Here is a 14,806-nt window from a genome sequence, read left to right on the forward strand (position 1 = left end):
AGCGCGCACCCCTCATTCCTCAGCGAGTATTTCTGCGAGGCGCGCGCGCGCGCGATACAGGCGCGTCTCCACAGCCTTGCTACTGACGGAAAGCGCTTTGGCGGCCTCTGATTGACTGAGCCCTTCGACGGTCCTGAGCATCAGGACTTCACGCAACGTGGCAGGCAATGCGCTGATCGCCGCCGACAGTCGCTCCACCTCTATTTTCGATTCAGCACTGGCATGTGCGGAGGGTGCGTCATCCGGCACTTGCTCAATCTCATCATCCGACGGCGCGGAGCCAAATGTGAAGAGCTGCCGCACCCTCTGGCGGCGGCGGCAATCGCGACATTTGTTAATCGCGATCCGGGATAGCCAGGCGCGCAACGGACGCGCACCATCATATTTCCGCAGATGGCTGAACGCGGATACAAAGCAGTCCTGCGTGAGATCAAGTGCTTCCTCGGCATTCCCGACCAGGCCGCGCACCAGTCGAAATATCGCTGTCTGGTGCCGACGCATAATCTCGGCGAAAGCCGACTGCCGACCGGCAAGCGTCAGTGCCGCTAGTTCACCGTCCGAACACGCCTGGAGATCCAGACTCACCGTGCATCGTCGGTGAGCGCATGAACCACCGCCTGATCGAAGGTCTTGGCCTGATCGGGGCGAAGGATTTGCCGCATGGCGAAGATGTGCCCGAGCGTTTCCTTTTGCAGTTCGCCCATTGCCTGATGCGACTGATCGACGGCCGCGGTCACACGCGGCCCTTCGCCATGTTCGACCTCGATCGCGGCTGCGAGACGCGCATTGTCCGATCGCAGTTCAAGCTCCAGCGCGCGCCGACGCACGGCGAAACCCTGCTCTAGCAGCTCGATCTTGGCCTTCTGACGATCATCCAGATCGAGCTTGCTGTGCAAGACATCGTGGAGCTCGACGCCGGCTGCCTTGGGCTGCGGGAAAAAGTAGCGGCCCAGGAACACGCCCGCAACCGCCGATGCAAAGGCGACGATGGCGACGAGGAGGAGCAATTTGGGCTTCATTGAGAACCTACCAGCAGCGTCGAAGGGGCAAGCGGATTTGATGGCCCGAAAGGCGATAGCGTGACCGACGCCTCGGCACGCGGCGTAAAGCCATTGCTGGCGATACCCAGCAGTACCGCTCCGAAAGCCGCGACCGCACCGAGACGGAATTGAGACGCGGTCGAAACCTGCGGCAATGCCGCTATGCGTCGGAACACAGCATCCTCCAGACCAATCAGCCCCGGATGCGTCGGTTCGTTGCGTAAGCGGCTCAGCAGCCGGTCCAGGTCGGTATCCATCGAAAAGTCCAATCCTCAATCAATCCGGGGCAACGGCCCAGGACGTGTTCTTTACTTTCCCCTCTATCAGCCTGTCCGCCAAAGCATCGCACATAGCGGGCAGATCTGAGCAACAGCGACGGAGCAGCCGCAACGCTATGGCGCCGTCTTCGTCATGCCGGGCATATCCTTCATCATCGCGTCATGGTCTTCGGGCGCACTGGCTATTGCCGCCTGATATTGGGCGGGTGACATACGCGGAAGTTGCCTTACGAAAGCCACCATATCCCAGATCAGTTCGTCGCTATGGGTCTTACCCCAAGCTGGCATCGCGGTCAGCTTGACTCCATGCTTGATGATCCAGAATTGCTCCTTTGGCGATCTTTGCTCCTCGCGGGAAAGCTCCGGCGCCCTCGGATAGAGTCCCTGGCTGATTTCGGACTTTTCCAGTCCTGGCCCGAGATGGCAGCCGCTGCACATCTCGGTGTAGAGCCCCGCCCCGCTCTGCAGCCGCTTCACGTCCCCAAGGTTGGCCGGGACATTCACATCACGAGATCGCACGGCGATGGAACGATCTCGGAGCTGCTCGATCAGCCAATAGACCGGTTTGGTGTGCGGCGAATCCGCCCCGATGTCATAGGCACCCACATAGACGACGATCCCCGCTAGCGCGCCGCCGACCAGCGCTGTCGCAGCGATAAAACCTACACTTGGAAAGTGCCTGCGCAGCCAAGTCGTCCTAGCATTCTCCATAGCTTCCTCCCGAGCGGCAGCGTCCCTTGGATCCGGGTGGTTCTCACACCCATCCAATTGTCCATACGCACTGCAAGCTTCGATCCCTCATCTGTCGCGCAGATCTCATTCGCAAATCCCGCCGGGGTTCTGATTTGCAGAATTCTTGCGCGCCTGATGAGGGGTGGCGCCGCGTGGTGCGTAATTCGATGTGTCGGCAGTCTCGCCGCCCATGGAGAAATCGATGTTTCGTAAAACAATCTTTGCCGTCGCCATGGCGGCGTCTGTCCTCACCGCTACCGCTGCGCAGGCTCACCCTAAGCTCAATGCCGCCACCCCTGCCGCAAATGCCGTGGTCGCCGCCCCGACCAGAATTCAGCTCGTCTTTTCTGAAGCGCTCGTCGCACAATTTTCCGGGCTCGACCTGACGATGACCGAAATGCCAGGCATGAAGATGGCGCCGATGAAGATGAACGGCGTCAAGGCCACCGTGGGCGCCGATGGCAAGACGCTCGTCGCGACGCTTGCCAAGCCGTTGCCGGTTGGAACCTACAAGGTCGACTATCACGTCGTCTCTGCTGACACCCATCGCATCCAGGGCAGCTACACCTTCAAGGTCCAGTAAGACCGTGCCGGACATCATAGCGATCGCAGTGAGGCTGGGACTTTTCCTCGATCTCATGCTCCTCTTCGGGTTGCCGATGTTCGGCCTCTACACGTTGCGCGGGACTGAGCGGGCATCCGGCTCGGTCCTGCGTTTCCGGTCGGTGTTGGCGACAATCGCGCTGGCCGGTATCGTATTATCTATCCTGGGCATGATGGTCCTGGCGGCCTCGATGGGGGGCGTGCCACTCGATCAGGTAGACCGCGCCACGGTCAATCTTCTCATATCGGGCACTGCGATCGGGACGGTCTGGCAGGTACGGGTCGCGGCCCTCCTGCTCGTGCTCTATTTTTCCATCGTCGGTTGGCGGCGTCCCGCTTTCGCCCTGTGGTCGCTGTCAGCGACCGCCGCTGTCGCTCTGGCGACCTTGGCCTGGACGGGGCATGGCGCTGCCGACGAAGGCTTGCGGGGATGGGTCCATCTTGGTGCCGATATCATCCATCTCTGGGCAGCTGGCATCTGGGTAGGCGCGTTGTTCGCGCTTTGCCTCCTCGTTTTCCGCCCTGCCGCGCGCATGGCGGTGGATCACATTCACCTCTCGCACCGCGCGCTGGATGGATTTGCGAAGGTCGGATCGGTGGTCGTGGCGCTGCTTATCGTGTCGGGTTTGATCAATAGTTGGATACTGATCGGCCCCTCCAATCTGGGATCAATGTTTACCAGCCTCTATGGCCTGCTGCTGGTGGCAAAGCTGCTGCTGTTCGGCTTGATGCTGTTGCTGGCGGCGGCCAATCGCTACTTTCTGACGCCGTCGCTCGCGGCGGCGATCGAGACAGGCAACACCTCCTCGGCGATAGGGTCGCTCCGCCGCAGCCTCGCAATCGAGACCGGCTGCGCCGTTACCATTCTTATCTTAGTTGCCTGGTTGGGGCTGTTGGCGCCACCTGCCTCCGGGATGTAAAAGGCATCAAGGCAGCGCGCGCGATATCGCCTTGATCGCCTTTAGACCCGAGCCAAACCGGGAAATCGCCTCCTTGTGCCGTTCGAGCTCGCCATAGGGAAGATAGGCGATTTCGAGGTCCGCGATCCGGTTGAACGCGGGCCTTGCGATTTGCGCGCGGACTTCGCTTTCGCGAGCGTCAGGAGCGACAAGAAACAATCCGGCTGTCGCGTGAAGATCGCTGCCGCTCAGCGCAAGGTCCAGCATCCGGACGATACCCGAATAGATGGAGGTCGAATGTTCGACTTCGAAGGCTGCCGCGACCCGGTCGCCGCCTTGCTCCAGCCACAAAACATCGATGAGGCGGATCGCATCCGCTCCCGTCGATGTCGAAATGGAAGTTGGCAGGCTCTCGAGGCACCCCTCCCCCAAGCGCACCCCGTCATGCAGCCGTCCCCGGTCATTGGATGCGATCCAGATGTCATACCCCAGCGCTAGACCGATATCGCGCAGCCACGCCTGGATTTCCGAATGGGTGCGGTCACTCTCGCCCTGCTTTTGCAGCGCTTTGTTGAGGGTTTGAGCTTCGGCCCGGGCTTGCTCGAGGCGCGCGGCCCAGGATCTTAGAGTCTGGTCTTCCTCGTCGCGCGGGGGCGCGGGATAGCGGCCCGAGCCGATGTCGAACAGAAGGCCACCAATGGCGCCCAGATCGTTCGACAGCAGATCGCGAAAACGCTCGTTCAGGTCGAGCACGCCCGAGCGCATTGCGAGAAAATGCTGCCAGCTTCCGAGCTTCACCTTGCCGCCGGTCAGCTTGTTATAGCCGTTGACGATCGCCGTGTTGAACGGCGGCACGAGGGTTGGATGCAGGAAATAGAGGAGGTTGGCCACCGCTGGCCCCAGCCCTTTGATGTTCAGACGATCAATCGTGTGAATACCTGCGATGATCTCTTCCGCGGTGTCGCAACAGGCGCAATGGTCCAGCAATCGTCCAAACGCGCGTTGGTTCGCCGGGTTTTCATAGATGTCGGGAATGCGCAATTTGGGCTTCCAGAGAAACGCATGGTCCGCGCCCTTGAAGATCTGCCTCTGCTCGGCGACTGAATGAACGACCGTCTCCAGAGAAGAACCGCGATAGGCCACGCCAAACCGACCGGCTTCGATCTCAGCAACCACCTGAGCCAGACCACGCCTGATCGAGCGAAAGTTCTTGATGCGCTCATCCCAAAGAAACCAGCTCTGGTACGTCGCGTTCGGGTCTTCCTTCCATCGCTGGATCAGTTGCCGCGCCAGCAATTCAAACTCCGCCAAACCCCGCTCCCCTTTCGCGCCGATCCTCTCCGACGCTAGCACTCCGTCCCGTATTCGACCAGTTTTTGCGTGGTCGCCCCGAATGAAAATCGGTCCTCATTATTTGATATCGTCCGGAATATGCGTCAGCAGGTCACGGGTATAGTCGATCAGGAGATCGCCAGCGGTTGCCCCGTAAAGCGCGGGGAACAAGATGAACGTCAGGAGCTTGGGGACGAAGCTCACGGTCTGTTCGTTGATCGATGTAGCAGCCTGGATCATTGAGATAATCAGCCCCACCACCAACATGATTATCAGCGGGGGGCCAGCGACGATCATGATCACCCAAAGCGCCTGGCCCATCGAGGCCGAGAAAGGGCTGTAGGTCTCCATTGCTCCCACCCGACTATGATGCTGACGCCCCTGCCCGTGATGCTGCAACCTTTGTTGCGGGGCGAGCGACACGGAGCGCGATCGGTTGATTCCAATCCGTCTTCCCCACATCCGCTCGCCCCGGCGCCACGCTGCGACCCGTGGGCACCTCGGCTGTCCATCCTGCCAGGCGATGGGCTTCATCTCAATTTACGCAGCGCTGGCGTTTACCCCTCACGACCCGATCTTTTTTTGGAAGAGCGTGTCTCTGTTCGAGGGAAGAGGCATCGTACCGCGTAATATCAGTGACGGCCGAGGTCAGCGAAAGGCTCGCATGTACGATTGCGTCATCATAGGCGGTGGCCCGGCAGGGCTGACAGCAGCCACCTATCTGGGCCGGTTTCTGCGTTCTACGCTGGTCATCGATGCCGGCGACGGCCGCGCGTCCTCCATTCCAGCCACGCACAACCTGATGGGTTTTCCAGACGGCATATCGGGCGACGATCTGCTGTCGCGGATGCGCCGGCATGCCCTGCGTTACGGCGCGAAGCTCTCCGATGGTTTAGCCAATGGGATTGTACAGACCCGGACGGGCTTCCTGGTCACTACAGGTGTCGAGGCCGTCAATACCCGCACGATATTGCTTGCCCAAGGCGTGAGAAATCATCGTCCGCGAATGGCGCTGGAAACGCATGATCGAGGCCTCGTGCAAGGTCTGATACGCTATTGCCCGATCTGTGACGGCTATGAGGTACGCGGCAAGCGGGTGGCCGTGCTGGGGTGCTCAGACCATGGCGCCGCCGAGTCTGTGTTCGTGCGGCACTATAGCGACACCGTCACCTTGCTCGCGCAGGACGGCTCGCAACTGTCGGAGGCCGAAGAGGCAGATCTGGCTCGAAGCGGTATCGCGGTCGAACGCGCCCCTGTCCGAGATTTGTCGATCGATGGAAAGGATCTGATCGCTCAATTGACCGATGGCCGATCGCTTCGCTTCGACACCCTTTATGTTGCCCTCGGAACCTCCCCTCGCTCGGAACTCGCGCACATGGCCGGTGCGAAACTGGACCAGGCAGGGTGCATTGTCGTCGACGAGCATCAACAAACGACGGTCAGCGGCCTGTTCGCTGCTGGCGACATGGTCGAAGGGCTGGATCAAATTGCTGTTGCGGCCGGTCAGGCCGCCAAGGCTGCAACGGCGATCCACAATCTGTTGCCCGGCTGAGACGCCAGCGCAGAATCAGCCATCAAAAATATATGCATGTCGGGCTTGACCCTGACACGATGTCAGACCCCAGATTGCATTTCGTCGATAAGGAGACGAGCCTGTGACTGATCCTGTTCCAGCTAGCAATTCGGGCGCCCATAGCTGCTGCGCCGGCAAGCACGGTGGCGGCACGGACGTGAAAACGGTCAAAGATCCGGTTTGCGGGATGATGGTTGATCCGACGGGAACGTCACATCATGCCTCGCATGACGGCGAGGACTATCATTTCTGCAGCGCGGGTTGCCGCACGAAGTTTGTCGCTGACCCGGAGCGCTACCTGTCCGAGGGTGAGAAGGAGGCGGCAACCGCTCAACCGGGCGCAATCTGGACCTGCCCCATGCACCCGGAGGTCCGCCAGGATCATCCCGGGCCATGCCCGATCTGCGGCATGGCCCTTGAGCCGGAACTTGTGACGGCAGACACTGGGCCGAGCGGTGAACTTCTGGATATGTCCCGGCGTTTCTGGATCGCCTTGCTGCTCACCATCCCGGTGTTTGTCCTGGAGATGGGCAGCCACCTCTTCCCGGCGCTGCACAATCTTGTACCGCCCCAACTATCTGGTTGGCTTCAGTTTGCGCTGGCTACCCCGGTCGTGCTCTGGGCGGGTTGGCCATTCTTTGAACGTGGGTGGGCGTCCGTGCGGACACGGAACCTCAATATGTTCACCCTGATCGCGATGGGCACGGGCGTGGCCTGGGCCTACAGCGTGGTGGCAACCATCGCCCCGTCGGTATTCCCGGCAGCGTTTCGGATGATGGACGGGACGGTCGCGATCTATTTCGAAGCCGCCGCCGTCATTACCGTGCTCGTGCTGCTGGGGCAGGTGCTCGAGCTGCGCGCCCGCGAGCGGACTTCGGGCGCAATTAAGGCGCTACTCAACCTCGCGCCCAAGACCGCGCGCCGCATTGGCGCCGACGGGGATGATGAGGAGGTCTCGCTCGAGCAGGTGGCCGTCGGTGATCGTCTCCGTGTGCGGCCCGGCGAAAAAGTACCCGTCGATGGCAAGGTCGAAGACGGCCGATCCTCGCTCGACGAGTCGATGGTGACGGGCGAGTCGATGCCGGTCACAAAGGCGCTGGGCGATGCGGTCATCGGCGGAACGATCAACCAAAGCGGCGCCCTCGTCATTCGCGCGGAGAAGGTCGGACGCGACACGATGTTGGCGCGTATTGTCCAGATGGTCGCTGACGCCCAGCGTTCGCGGGCACCCATCCAGCGCCTGGCCGATCAGGTCGCGGGATGGTTCGTGCCCGCGGTCCTGCTGATCGCGCTCATTGCCTTTGGCGTGTGGGGAATCTGGGGACCAGAGCCGCGTCTGGCCCATGGCCTGATCGCCGCTGTCGCTGTCCTCATCATCGCCTGCCCCTGCGCCTTGGGGCTGGCGACGCCGATGTCGATCATGGTCGGCATCGGCCGGGGTGCAGGGCTCGGCGTGCTGATCAAGAATGCCGAAGCGCTGGAGCGGATGGAGAAGATCGACACACTGGTCGTCGACAAGACCGGCACGCTGACCGAGGGCCGGCCGTCGGTTACCCGCATCGTTCCCGCGACAAGCTATGAGGAGACCGAGCTGCTGCGGCTTGCCGCCGGCGTGGAGCGGGCATCGGAACATCCGCTGGCGCTGGCCGTGGTCGCCGCCGCCAAGGATAGGGGGATTGCGCTCCCCGAGGTCACCGACTTTGATTCCCCAACCGGCAAGGGAGCGATCGGCACGGTCGATGGCAAGCGCATCACGCTGGGCAATGCCGGCTTCCTGTCAGAAAACGGGATCGAGGTTCGCGCCCTTGAGCCGCAGGCGGATGAGCTGCGCCAAGACGGCGCGACCGCCATCTTCATCGGGATCGACGGACAGGCCGCCGGCATCCTTGCCATTGCCGATGCAATCAAAGAAACGACGGCTGAGGCTATCGCGGCGCTTCGCAAGGAGGGCATCCGGGTTGTCATGCTGACGGGCGACAATCGCACAACAGCACAAGCGGTCGGGCGGAAACTTGGAATCGATGATGTCGAAGCCGAAGTGTTGCCGGATCAGAAAAGCGATGTGGTCTCGCGATTGAAAGCTGAGGGGCGCATCGTGGCCATGGCAGGCGACGGAGTTAATGACGCGCCCGCGCTCGCCGTCGCCGATGTCGGCATTGCGATGGGCTCGGGCACCGATGTCGCAATCGAAAGCGCCGGCGTCACCCTGCTGAAGGGCGACTTGAACGGCATCGTTCGTGCGCGCCGTTTGAGCGAAGCAACGATGTCCAACATCCGCCAGAACCTGTTCTTCGCTTTCATCTACAACGCTGCCGGGGTCCCGATCGCTGCGGGGCTGCTCTACCCGATCTTCGGCATCCTGCTCTCGCCGATCATCGCGGCGGCCGCGATGGCACTGTCCTCCGTCAGCGTCGTGACGAACGCATTGCGGCTCAACCGGGTGGAATTGTGAACATCGGCGCGGCATCGGACGCGAGCGGGGTCTCTCAGCGGATGATCCGCCATTACGAGAAAATCGGCCTGATCCCGTCGGCGGCGCGGCGGGATAGTGGGTATCGCGACTACTCGGATGCCGATGTGCATCGACTTCGGTTCATAGCCAATGCCCGCGACCTCGGCTTTCCAATCGAAGAAATCCGAAAGCTGCTTGATCTATGGTCCGATCGGGCCCGCGCCAGTGCCGAGGTCAAGGCACTGGCAGAGTCCCGCGCAGCCGACCTTGGCCGCAAGGCGGACGCGCTTAATGCGATGCGAGCAGCGCTGATGGATCTGGCGAGGAGCTGTCACGGTAACAATCGGCCGGAATGTCCGATCCTGACGCATCTGGAATCTTGAATCTAGTCTTCGCGCGGGGCCTTCGCGCTCATTTCTGCAACTCGCGACCCGCCAGTTTCGCGAGCCGGCGCGGAAGATCGGCAGCAATCTTGCGTTGCTGTTGAGGCTGCGCCTTCTTCCATGCCCGGCATTCGGGTTTGGACCTACCGCACCCTCGACACCACCCGGTCGTGCCATCGAAACGGCACAGGTCTATGCACGGCGACTTAACAGCAACCTCGTCAGTGGCATTCGACTGTTAGGTGCTTCAACTCATGGACCGGCACGAGCCGGTCGCGGATCACGCCTGCATTGATCCCCGCACTGCCGACCACTCCGACGATGGCGGCATGGGCCTCGGGACCGACACGCCAGACATGCAGATCGGCAATACGCACATCGCCTGGCCCTTCAACGAGATCCTGTATTTCCTCGGCAACATGGCTGTCGGTCGAGTCGAGGAGGACTGAGGCGGTATCTCGCATCAGGCTCCAGGACCAGCGGGCGATTACGACGGCTCCCACGATCCCCATGACGGGGTCCATCCACACCCAGCCAAGGTAGCGGCCTGCCAGAAGGGCCGCGATTGCCAATACCGATGTGAGAGCGTCGGCGAGGACATGCACATACGCCGAGCGGAGATTGTTGTCGCCGCCATGGGCATGATGGTCGTGGGCATGATCGTCATGCCCATGATGGTGGTGGTGGCTGCCCGACAGCAGGAAGGCGCTGAGGATATTCACGCCAAGCCCAACGACGGCAATCAGGGTCGCCTCGCCGAAGGCAACCTTTATGGGCTCGAACAGCCGAAGGATCGATTCAATCCCGATCCCCAGGGCGATCAGGCCCAGCACCAGCGCCGAGGCGAAGCCCGCCAAGTCGCCGACCTTGCCTGTTCCGAAGCTGAACCGCCGGTTCGATGCATGCTGCTTGGCATAGGCATAAGCAATCGCTGCGACACTCAACGCGCCAGCATGCGTTGCCATATGGAAGCCATCGGCCAGCAGCGCCATCGATCCGGTGACATAGCCGGCGAAAATCTCGCCGATCATCATCACAGCCGTCAGCACCACCACCCACAGCGTCCGACGAGCGTTGTCGTCGTGAGAGGCCCCCAGATACACATGGTCGTGCACAAAGGCGTCAATATCGCGGGACGTCGTCATGATCTCAGCCTTATTTCGCGTAGCGGCGTATGACCGCGATCAATTCGTCTGCTCCCGCGGCACGATCTTCGGCCGTGAGGTCGGGGTCCGCCACATGGGCTCGGACATGCTCTTCAATAATCTCGTCCATCAGCCCGTTCATGGCGCCGCGCGCCGCTGCAACGAGATGCAGAGTCGTCGTGCAATCGGCGTTGGCGGTCAGCGCTTTCTCGATCGCCGTGACCTGCCCGGCGATACGTCGCACGCGCTTCAGGAGCTCATCACTGCCTTCGGTCAAATGTCCCATAGCATACCCCCCTACCCTATCTCGTTGGTGATAGCCAGAGCAGTCTCAGGCCCCCGAGCCGCCTAGGCGAGTTCGCGATTGGACAGATAGTCGGCTTACCAGTCAGGCCAATTTATTGAGCAAACGCCCGGCTGCGCCCGCCTCGGCAGCAAGATTGCGATTGTAGGCAAGCGGCATGCGCGGGCTCTTCCAGCGCAGCGCATCCATGATTCCGGCGAGATCCTCGCCGCTTGCGAACAGGTCCTGGTTGAGCCCCACGCGTGTCGAATGCGCGCTGACCCCCTTGAGCAGTCGCGCGAGATCGTCGGCGGTGAGATCGCTCAGAGCCCCGCGATCGAACGCCCGCTGGATGATCGACCGGTAGATCGGTCCGATCGACCCGGGATGCAGGGCAACACTGCCGACATCAAACTCCAACCGGGCCGGCACCGCCGGCTTAGAGAGCGTCTTGCGTAGATCCCAGGTTTCGCGGCTTGAGATACTATCGATTCGACGCCCCTTCACCGCTGCTCGCGCCTTGTAGCGCCGCACCTGGACGCGGCGAAACAGCGGACCAGAGGATATCCCTGCGGATTGCGTCCAGGCCGCAATCGCGCGCACCGAGCGCGGCGACAGGTACGCGGTCGCCCCCTCCCCTTCCTGGTCGCCCTTGCTGCGCTGTATCGTGAGAAGCCGCGCCTCGGGATCGAGCGCCTCGACAATGTGCTCAACCGCGATCGCCACCAACTCGGAGGCGCGCAGCCCCGTATCAGGGGGCACCTCAAGGTTCGTTCGCCAGACAACGCTAAGCCGGAGATGTCTCTGAAACTCTGCAATAACCTTTTTGCATGCCTGCCCCATTGCGCGGGTCTAGCCTGACCGATTGGGGGGTCATTCCGACTCAGGCGGGGTACAACATGGCGCGGCGCAATTTACTGACGCGGGAAGAGCGCGAGCGGCTATTCCTACCAAGAACCGACCACTTCTCGATCATCAGGAACTACACGCTGACGGTCGAAGACCTGGATATCATCGGAAAGCGACGAGGCCCCGTTAATCGGCTCGGTATTGCTGCTCACCTTGCCTTACTGCGGCATCCTGGGTTTGGGCTGCGCACGAACTCGGACACCCCCGATGCTATACTCAACTACCTGTCTGCGCAGCTTGGCGTCGCTCCGGGCACATACGGTGCCTATGGCCAACGTCCGCAAACGCGAACCGACCACAGCTCAATTGCCGCTGATTACCTCGGTCTTAGGCCGTTCACACGCGCGGATGTTGCCCACGCTATTGAACTTGCAGCCCGTGCAGCCATGCGCAGTGACCGCGGAGAAACAATTGCCAGATCCTTGATGGATAACCTGAAGGCGGAGCGCTTTATTCTGCCCCCGCCCGACACCCTCGAGCGGGCCGGGCTTGCCGGGAGAGCACGCGCTCGTAAGCGCGCAGCATCGGAAATCGTCGCCGAACTGGGCGGCAGTACATTGGAGTTGCTCGACGCACTCCTGATCAATGACCCAGCCCTTGGTATGACGCCGCTGGCTTGGTTGCGGGATATGCCCGGATCTCCGTCAACCAAGAACATGAATGCGCTTCTCAAGCGGCTGCGGTTCATACGTGATCTCGGGATTGAACCGGCAATCAGCCTAGCAACCACGGGCTTCCGCTTTGGCCAATTCGTGCGCGAGGGCAGCGTCGCTCCGCCGTTTCTGTTGGCCGACTATTCCCACAATCGCCGCAGAGCGACGCTGGCAGCCGCGGTCGTCAATCTCGAGGTCAAGCTTGCAGATGCCGCAATCCTGATGTTCGAGCGCCTCATTGGCGGGCTGTTCACCCGAGCCAAGCGTGGCCAGGAACGCCGCTATCAGGACACAGCACCTTCGGTCGGCAAGCTCATGCGACTGTTTGGTGCAACGATCGCGGCGCTGGATATGGCAGAGGAAACTGGCGGCGATCCGCTGGTCCTGGTCGATGAGATGGTGGGCTGGCATCGCCTGATGGCAGCCCGTCCGCACGTCGATGCCTTGGCGGATCTCGCTCAGGAGGACACTCTGGTTCTTGCAACCGAGCGATACGCTACACTGCGCCGGTTCTCCCGCAACTTCCTCGACACATTCACGTTCAAGGCCTCGGGCAGCGGGACCAACCTGCTCTCCGCTCTCGATCTCCTCAAGCAGGCCAACGGCAGTTGGGGTACGCAGTTGCCAGCAAACCCGCCGATGCCCTTTTCCAATCGGCATTGGTCCAAATTGATAATGGAGGGAGGAAAGGTCAGCCGTCCGCGCTACGAGACGGCCGTGCTGGCGACACTTCGAGATAAACTGCGAGCGGGCGATGTCTGGGTCGAAGGAACGCGGGCTTACCAGCGTTTCGACGCCTATCTGCTCCCCCGCAAGGCCGCACAATCGGCAATCTCCGAACTGCCGATCAACGTGAATTCCGGAGAGTATCTGGCTCATAAGAGCGCCGAACTTGATCGGCGATTGCGTCACTTCGCGCATCAGCTGCGGACCGGCCGCTTGCCTGGCGTGACGCTCGTTCGCGAAAAGCTGAAAGTCGTTCCGCTGCAAGCGGCGACTCCACCAGAAGCGGAAGCTCTTGACCGCAAACTCGATGCCCTACTCCCGCGCGTCCGAATTACCGAACTCCTGCTCGAAGTCGCTGAACGTACCGGATTTCTCTCTGCATTTCGGGATGTCCGCTCGGGCAAGGAGCACGATAAGCCCGCTGCCGTGCTCGCCGCCATTCTGGCGGATGGTACGAATCTCGGCGTCGAACGCATGGCCAACGCCAGCCAGGGCGTCACATATGCGCAGCTCGCCTGGACCCAGAACTGGTATATCTCGCCCGATAACTACGAGGCTGCTCTGGCCCAGATTGTGCGCGAACATCACCGCCTCCCGTTCGCGCGAAACTGGGGCGAAGGTGTCAGTGCATCATCCGACGGCCAGTTCTTCCGCACCGGCCGGATCCGATCGGGCGCAGCCGAGATCAACGCAAAATACGGTCACGAGCCAGGTATCAAAATTTACTCGCACCTTTCCGACCATTTTGCCTCGTTCAGTTCGCGCATCATGTCTGCCACCGCAAACGAAGCCCCATACGTGCTCGACGGCCTGATGCTAGGGGCCCGCGAATTGCCTCTGAAGGAGCTGTATACCGATACCGGCGGTGCGTCGGATCACGTCTTTGGCCTGTGCCACCTGCTCGGGTTCCGTTTCGTCCCTCGAATGCGTGATCTTGCAGACCGGCGGCTCGGAACCATCGTATCCGGTGCAAACTACAAAGGCATCGAATGTCTGTTCGGCCAGGCGATCAAGGTCGGCACCATTGAGGCAGAGTGGGATGATCTCGTCCGAATGGCCGCCTCAATTCGGGAAGGAACTGTTGCTCCATCTATCATCCTGCGCAAGCTTTCCGCCTATCGCCGGCAGAACAAGCTTGACCTTGCCCTTCGCGAACTTGGCCGCATCGAGCGGACGTTGTTCACGCTCGACTGGCTGGAACAGCCGGATTTGCGCCGCGCCTGCCAAGCCGGATTGAACAAGGGAGAGGCCCGGCACGCTCTGGCAGACGCCGTCTACACCAACCGCCACGGCCGGTTCACCGATCGAACTCTTGAGAACCAGCAATACCGCGCATCTGGGCTCAACTTGCTCATCGCCGCCATTGCATACTGGAATGCCCTCTATCTCGGCCGGGCCGCCGATCACCTGCGGTACTCGGGAATTGAGATCGACGAAACACTGCTAGCGCACGTCTCACCTCTGGGTTGGTCGCATATCGGCCTCACAGGTGACTACCTTTGGGAAGATGCATCTTTCAGCGGCAACCGCGGGTACCGAGCACTCCACGACCCGAACGGCAGACTTCGGCTCGTCGCCTAGGATGTTCTCAGTATTTCCAGCTTAGCGTTGTCTGGCGAACAAATCTTGAGGTGAGGCCTCGTAGGCTTCGGTCGCGTCCGTCAATGTGGTGTAAAATCGGGTGTGGCCACTGGGCTGCATTTTCAGGCGGCCTTGGGTGTAATCTGTAGCGGCTGTGCCTCCTCGATCATTGGTGTGGCAAGGGCGGCCATGCCCTCGATCTGCATGTAGCGGTGCT

15 protein-coding genes and 1 pseudogene are annotated in these 14,806 nt (G+C 61.3%); 6 read left to right on the forward strand and 10 right to left on the reverse strand.

The window, feature by feature from the left end:
• Positions 1 to 12 precede the first annotated feature (12 nt).
• The 4 genes from F4U95_RS22520 to F4U95_RS22535 form a co-directional block, all read right to left on the reverse strand.
• Positions 13 to 585, reverse strand: a complete 573-nt coding sequence (locus F4U95_RS22520) for an RNA polymerase sigma factor (RefSeq protein WP_150426869.1) — start codon at positions 583 to 585, stop codon at positions 13 to 15.
• Positions 582 to 1,019, reverse strand: a complete 438-nt coding sequence (locus F4U95_RS22525; RefSeq protein WP_031290470.1) for a periplasmic heavy metal sensor — start codon at positions 1,017 to 1,019, stop codon at positions 582 to 584. Before F4U95_RS22525 ends, F4U95_RS22520 begins: the two co-directional genes overlap by 4 nt.
• Positions 1,016 to 1,297, reverse strand: a complete 282-nt coding sequence (locus F4U95_RS22530; protein WP_017502274.1) for a hypothetical protein — start codon at positions 1,295 to 1,297, stop codon at positions 1,016 to 1,018. Before F4U95_RS22530 ends, F4U95_RS22525 begins: the two co-directional genes overlap by 4 nt.
• 135 nt (positions 1,298 to 1,432) lie before the next feature.
• Positions 1,433 to 2,029 (reverse strand): c-type cytochrome, encoded by a 597-nt coding sequence (locus tag F4U95_RS22535; RefSeq protein WP_017502273.1) that lies wholly within the window; start codon positions 2,027 to 2,029, stop codon positions 1,433 to 1,435.
• 211 nt (positions 2,030 to 2,240) lie between these two features.
• Between F4U95_RS22535 and copC the strand changes: the two genes are divergently transcribed.
• Together copC and copD are read left to right on the forward strand one after the other, a co-directional pair.
• The gene (copC, locus tag F4U95_RS22540; RefSeq protein WP_051035789.1) at positions 2,241 to 2,633 is read left to right on the forward strand and encodes a copper homeostasis periplasmic binding protein CopC; all 393 of its coding nucleotides are present in this window, start codon (positions 2,241 to 2,243) and stop codon (positions 2,631 to 2,633) included.
• Positions 2,634 to 2,637: 4 nt separating this feature from the next.
• On the forward strand, positions 2,638 to 3,573 hold the full coding sequence (gene copD, locus F4U95_RS22545) for a copper homeostasis membrane protein CopD (RefSeq protein WP_021243454.1): 936 nt from the start codon (positions 2,638 to 2,640) through the stop codon (positions 3,571 to 3,573).
• A gap of 6 nt (positions 3,574 to 3,579) precedes the next feature.
• Here the strand turns inward: copD and F4U95_RS22550 are convergent, their stop codons facing one another.
• Positions 3,580 to 4,863 carry a type II restriction endonuclease gene (locus F4U95_RS22550; protein WP_132470098.1) on the reverse strand — a complete coding sequence of 428 codons (1,284 nt, stop codon included), beginning with the start codon at positions 4,861 to 4,863 and terminating at the stop codon, positions 3,580 to 3,582.
• A 99-nt stretch (positions 4,864 to 4,962) separates the two neighbouring features.
• The gene (locus F4U95_RS22555; protein WP_021243456.1) at positions 4,963 to 5,235 is read right to left on the reverse strand and encodes a flagellar biosynthetic protein FliQ; all 273 of its coding nucleotides are present in this window, start codon (positions 5,233 to 5,235) and stop codon (positions 4,963 to 4,965) included.
• 172 nt (positions 5,236 to 5,407) lie between these two features.
• Between F4U95_RS22555 and F4U95_RS22560 the strand changes: the two genes are divergently transcribed.
• The 3 genes from F4U95_RS22560 to cueR all read left to right on the forward strand — a co-directional run bounded on the left by F4U95_RS22560 (position 5,408) and on the right by cueR (position 9,292).
• A complete protein-coding gene (locus F4U95_RS22560) occupies positions 5,408 to 6,436 on the forward strand; it encodes an NAD(P)/FAD-dependent oxidoreductase (protein ID WP_243692778.1) in 1,029 nt (342 codons plus the stop codon).
• Positions 6,437 to 6,614: 178 nt separating this feature from the next.
• Positions 6,615 to 8,909, forward strand: a complete 2,295-nt coding sequence (locus F4U95_RS22565) for a heavy metal translocating P-type ATPase (RefSeq protein WP_051187041.1) — start codon at positions 6,615 to 6,617, stop codon at positions 8,907 to 8,909.
• Complete coding sequence (gene cueR / locus F4U95_RS22570; RefSeq protein WP_021243459.1) at positions 8,906 to 9,292, forward strand: Cu(I)-responsive transcriptional regulator; 387 nt, start codon at positions 8,906 to 8,908, stop codon at positions 9,290 to 9,292. Before F4U95_RS22565 ends, cueR begins: the two co-directional genes overlap by 4 nt.
• A 28-nt stretch (positions 9,293 to 9,320) precedes the next feature.
• On the opposite strand, the gene F4U95_RS22575 is transcribed toward cueR, so the two are convergent.
• The 4 genes and pseudogenes from F4U95_RS22575 to F4U95_RS22590 all read right to left on the reverse strand — a co-directional run.
• Positions 9,321 to 9,488 carry a DUF1289 domain-containing protein gene (locus tag F4U95_RS22575; RefSeq protein ID WP_081659631.1) on the reverse strand — a complete coding sequence of 56 codons (168 nt, stop codon included), beginning with the start codon at positions 9,486 to 9,488 and terminating at the stop codon, positions 9,321 to 9,323.
• A 25-nt stretch (positions 9,489 to 9,513) separates the two neighbouring features.
• The gene (gene dmeF / locus F4U95_RS22580) at positions 9,514 to 10,437 is read right to left on the reverse strand and encodes a CDF family Co(II)/Ni(II) efflux transporter DmeF (protein WP_021243460.1); all 924 of its coding nucleotides are present in this window, start codon (positions 10,435 to 10,437) and stop codon (positions 9,514 to 9,516) included.
• Between the two features lie 10 nt (positions 10,438 to 10,447).
• Positions 10,448 to 10,723, reverse strand: coding sequence for a metal/formaldehyde-sensitive transcriptional repressor (locus F4U95_RS22585; RefSeq protein ID WP_021243461.1), 276 nt, complete (start codon positions 10,721 to 10,723; stop codon positions 10,448 to 10,450).
• Positions 10,724 to 10,825: 102 nt separating this feature from the next.
• Positions 10,826 to 11,479 (reverse strand): annotated as a pseudogene (locus F4U95_RS22590) (site-specific integrase); the annotation flags it as partial.
• A gap of 140 nt (positions 11,480 to 11,619) precedes the next feature.
• On the opposite strand from F4U95_RS22590, the gene F4U95_RS22595 reads away from it, so the two are divergent.
• On the forward strand, positions 11,620 to 14,589 hold the full coding sequence (locus F4U95_RS22595; protein ID WP_150426870.1) for a Tn3 family transposase: 2,970 nt from the start codon (positions 11,620 to 11,622) through the stop codon (positions 14,587 to 14,589).
• Positions 14,590 to 14,806: the final 217 nt, after the last annotated feature.

This window comes from Sphingobium limneticum (assembly GCF_008710165.1).
Classification (GTDB): Bacteria; Pseudomonadota; Alphaproteobacteria; order Sphingomonadales; family Sphingomonadaceae; genus Sphingobium; species Sphingobium limneticum.

What these genes read in the sequence shown, in the direction of transcription:
- F4U95_RS22560 (WP_243692778.1), top strand. Translation starts at nt 5,408, where the DNA reads ATGGGCTTCATCTCAATTTACGCAGCGCTGGCGTTTACCCCTCACGAC.
- F4U95_RS22555 (WP_021243456.1), bottom strand. Translation starts at nt 5,235, where the DNA reads ATGGAGACCTACAGCCCTTTCTCGGCCTCGATGGGCCAGGCGCTTTGG.
- F4U95_RS22525 (WP_031290470.1), bottom strand. Translation starts at nt 1,019, where the DNA reads ATGAAGCCCAAATTGCTCCTCCTCGTCGCCATCGTCGCCTTTGCATCG.
- F4U95_RS22530 (WP_017502274.1), bottom strand. Translation starts at nt 1,297, where the DNA reads ATGGATACCGACCTGGACCGGCTGCTGAGCCGCTTACGCAACGAACCG.
- F4U95_RS22595 (WP_150426870.1), top strand. Translation starts at nt 11,620, where the DNA reads ATGGCGCGGCGCAATTTACTGACGCGGGAAGAGCGCGAGCGGCTATTC.
- F4U95_RS22585 (WP_021243461.1), bottom strand. Translation starts at nt 10,723, where the DNA reads ATGGGACATTTGACCGAAGGCAGTGATGAGCTCCTGAAGCGCGTGCGA.
- copC (WP_051035789.1), top strand. Translation starts at nt 2,241, where the DNA reads ATGGAGAAATCGATGTTTCGTAAAACAATCTTTGCCGTCGCCATGGCG.
- F4U95_RS22535 (WP_017502273.1), bottom strand. Translation starts at nt 2,029, where the DNA reads ATGGAGAATGCTAGGACGACTTGGCTGCGCAGGCACTTTCCAAGTGTA.
- dmeF (WP_021243460.1), bottom strand. Translation starts at nt 10,437, where the DNA reads ATGACGACGTCCCGCGATATTGACGCCTTTGTGCACGACCATGTGTAT.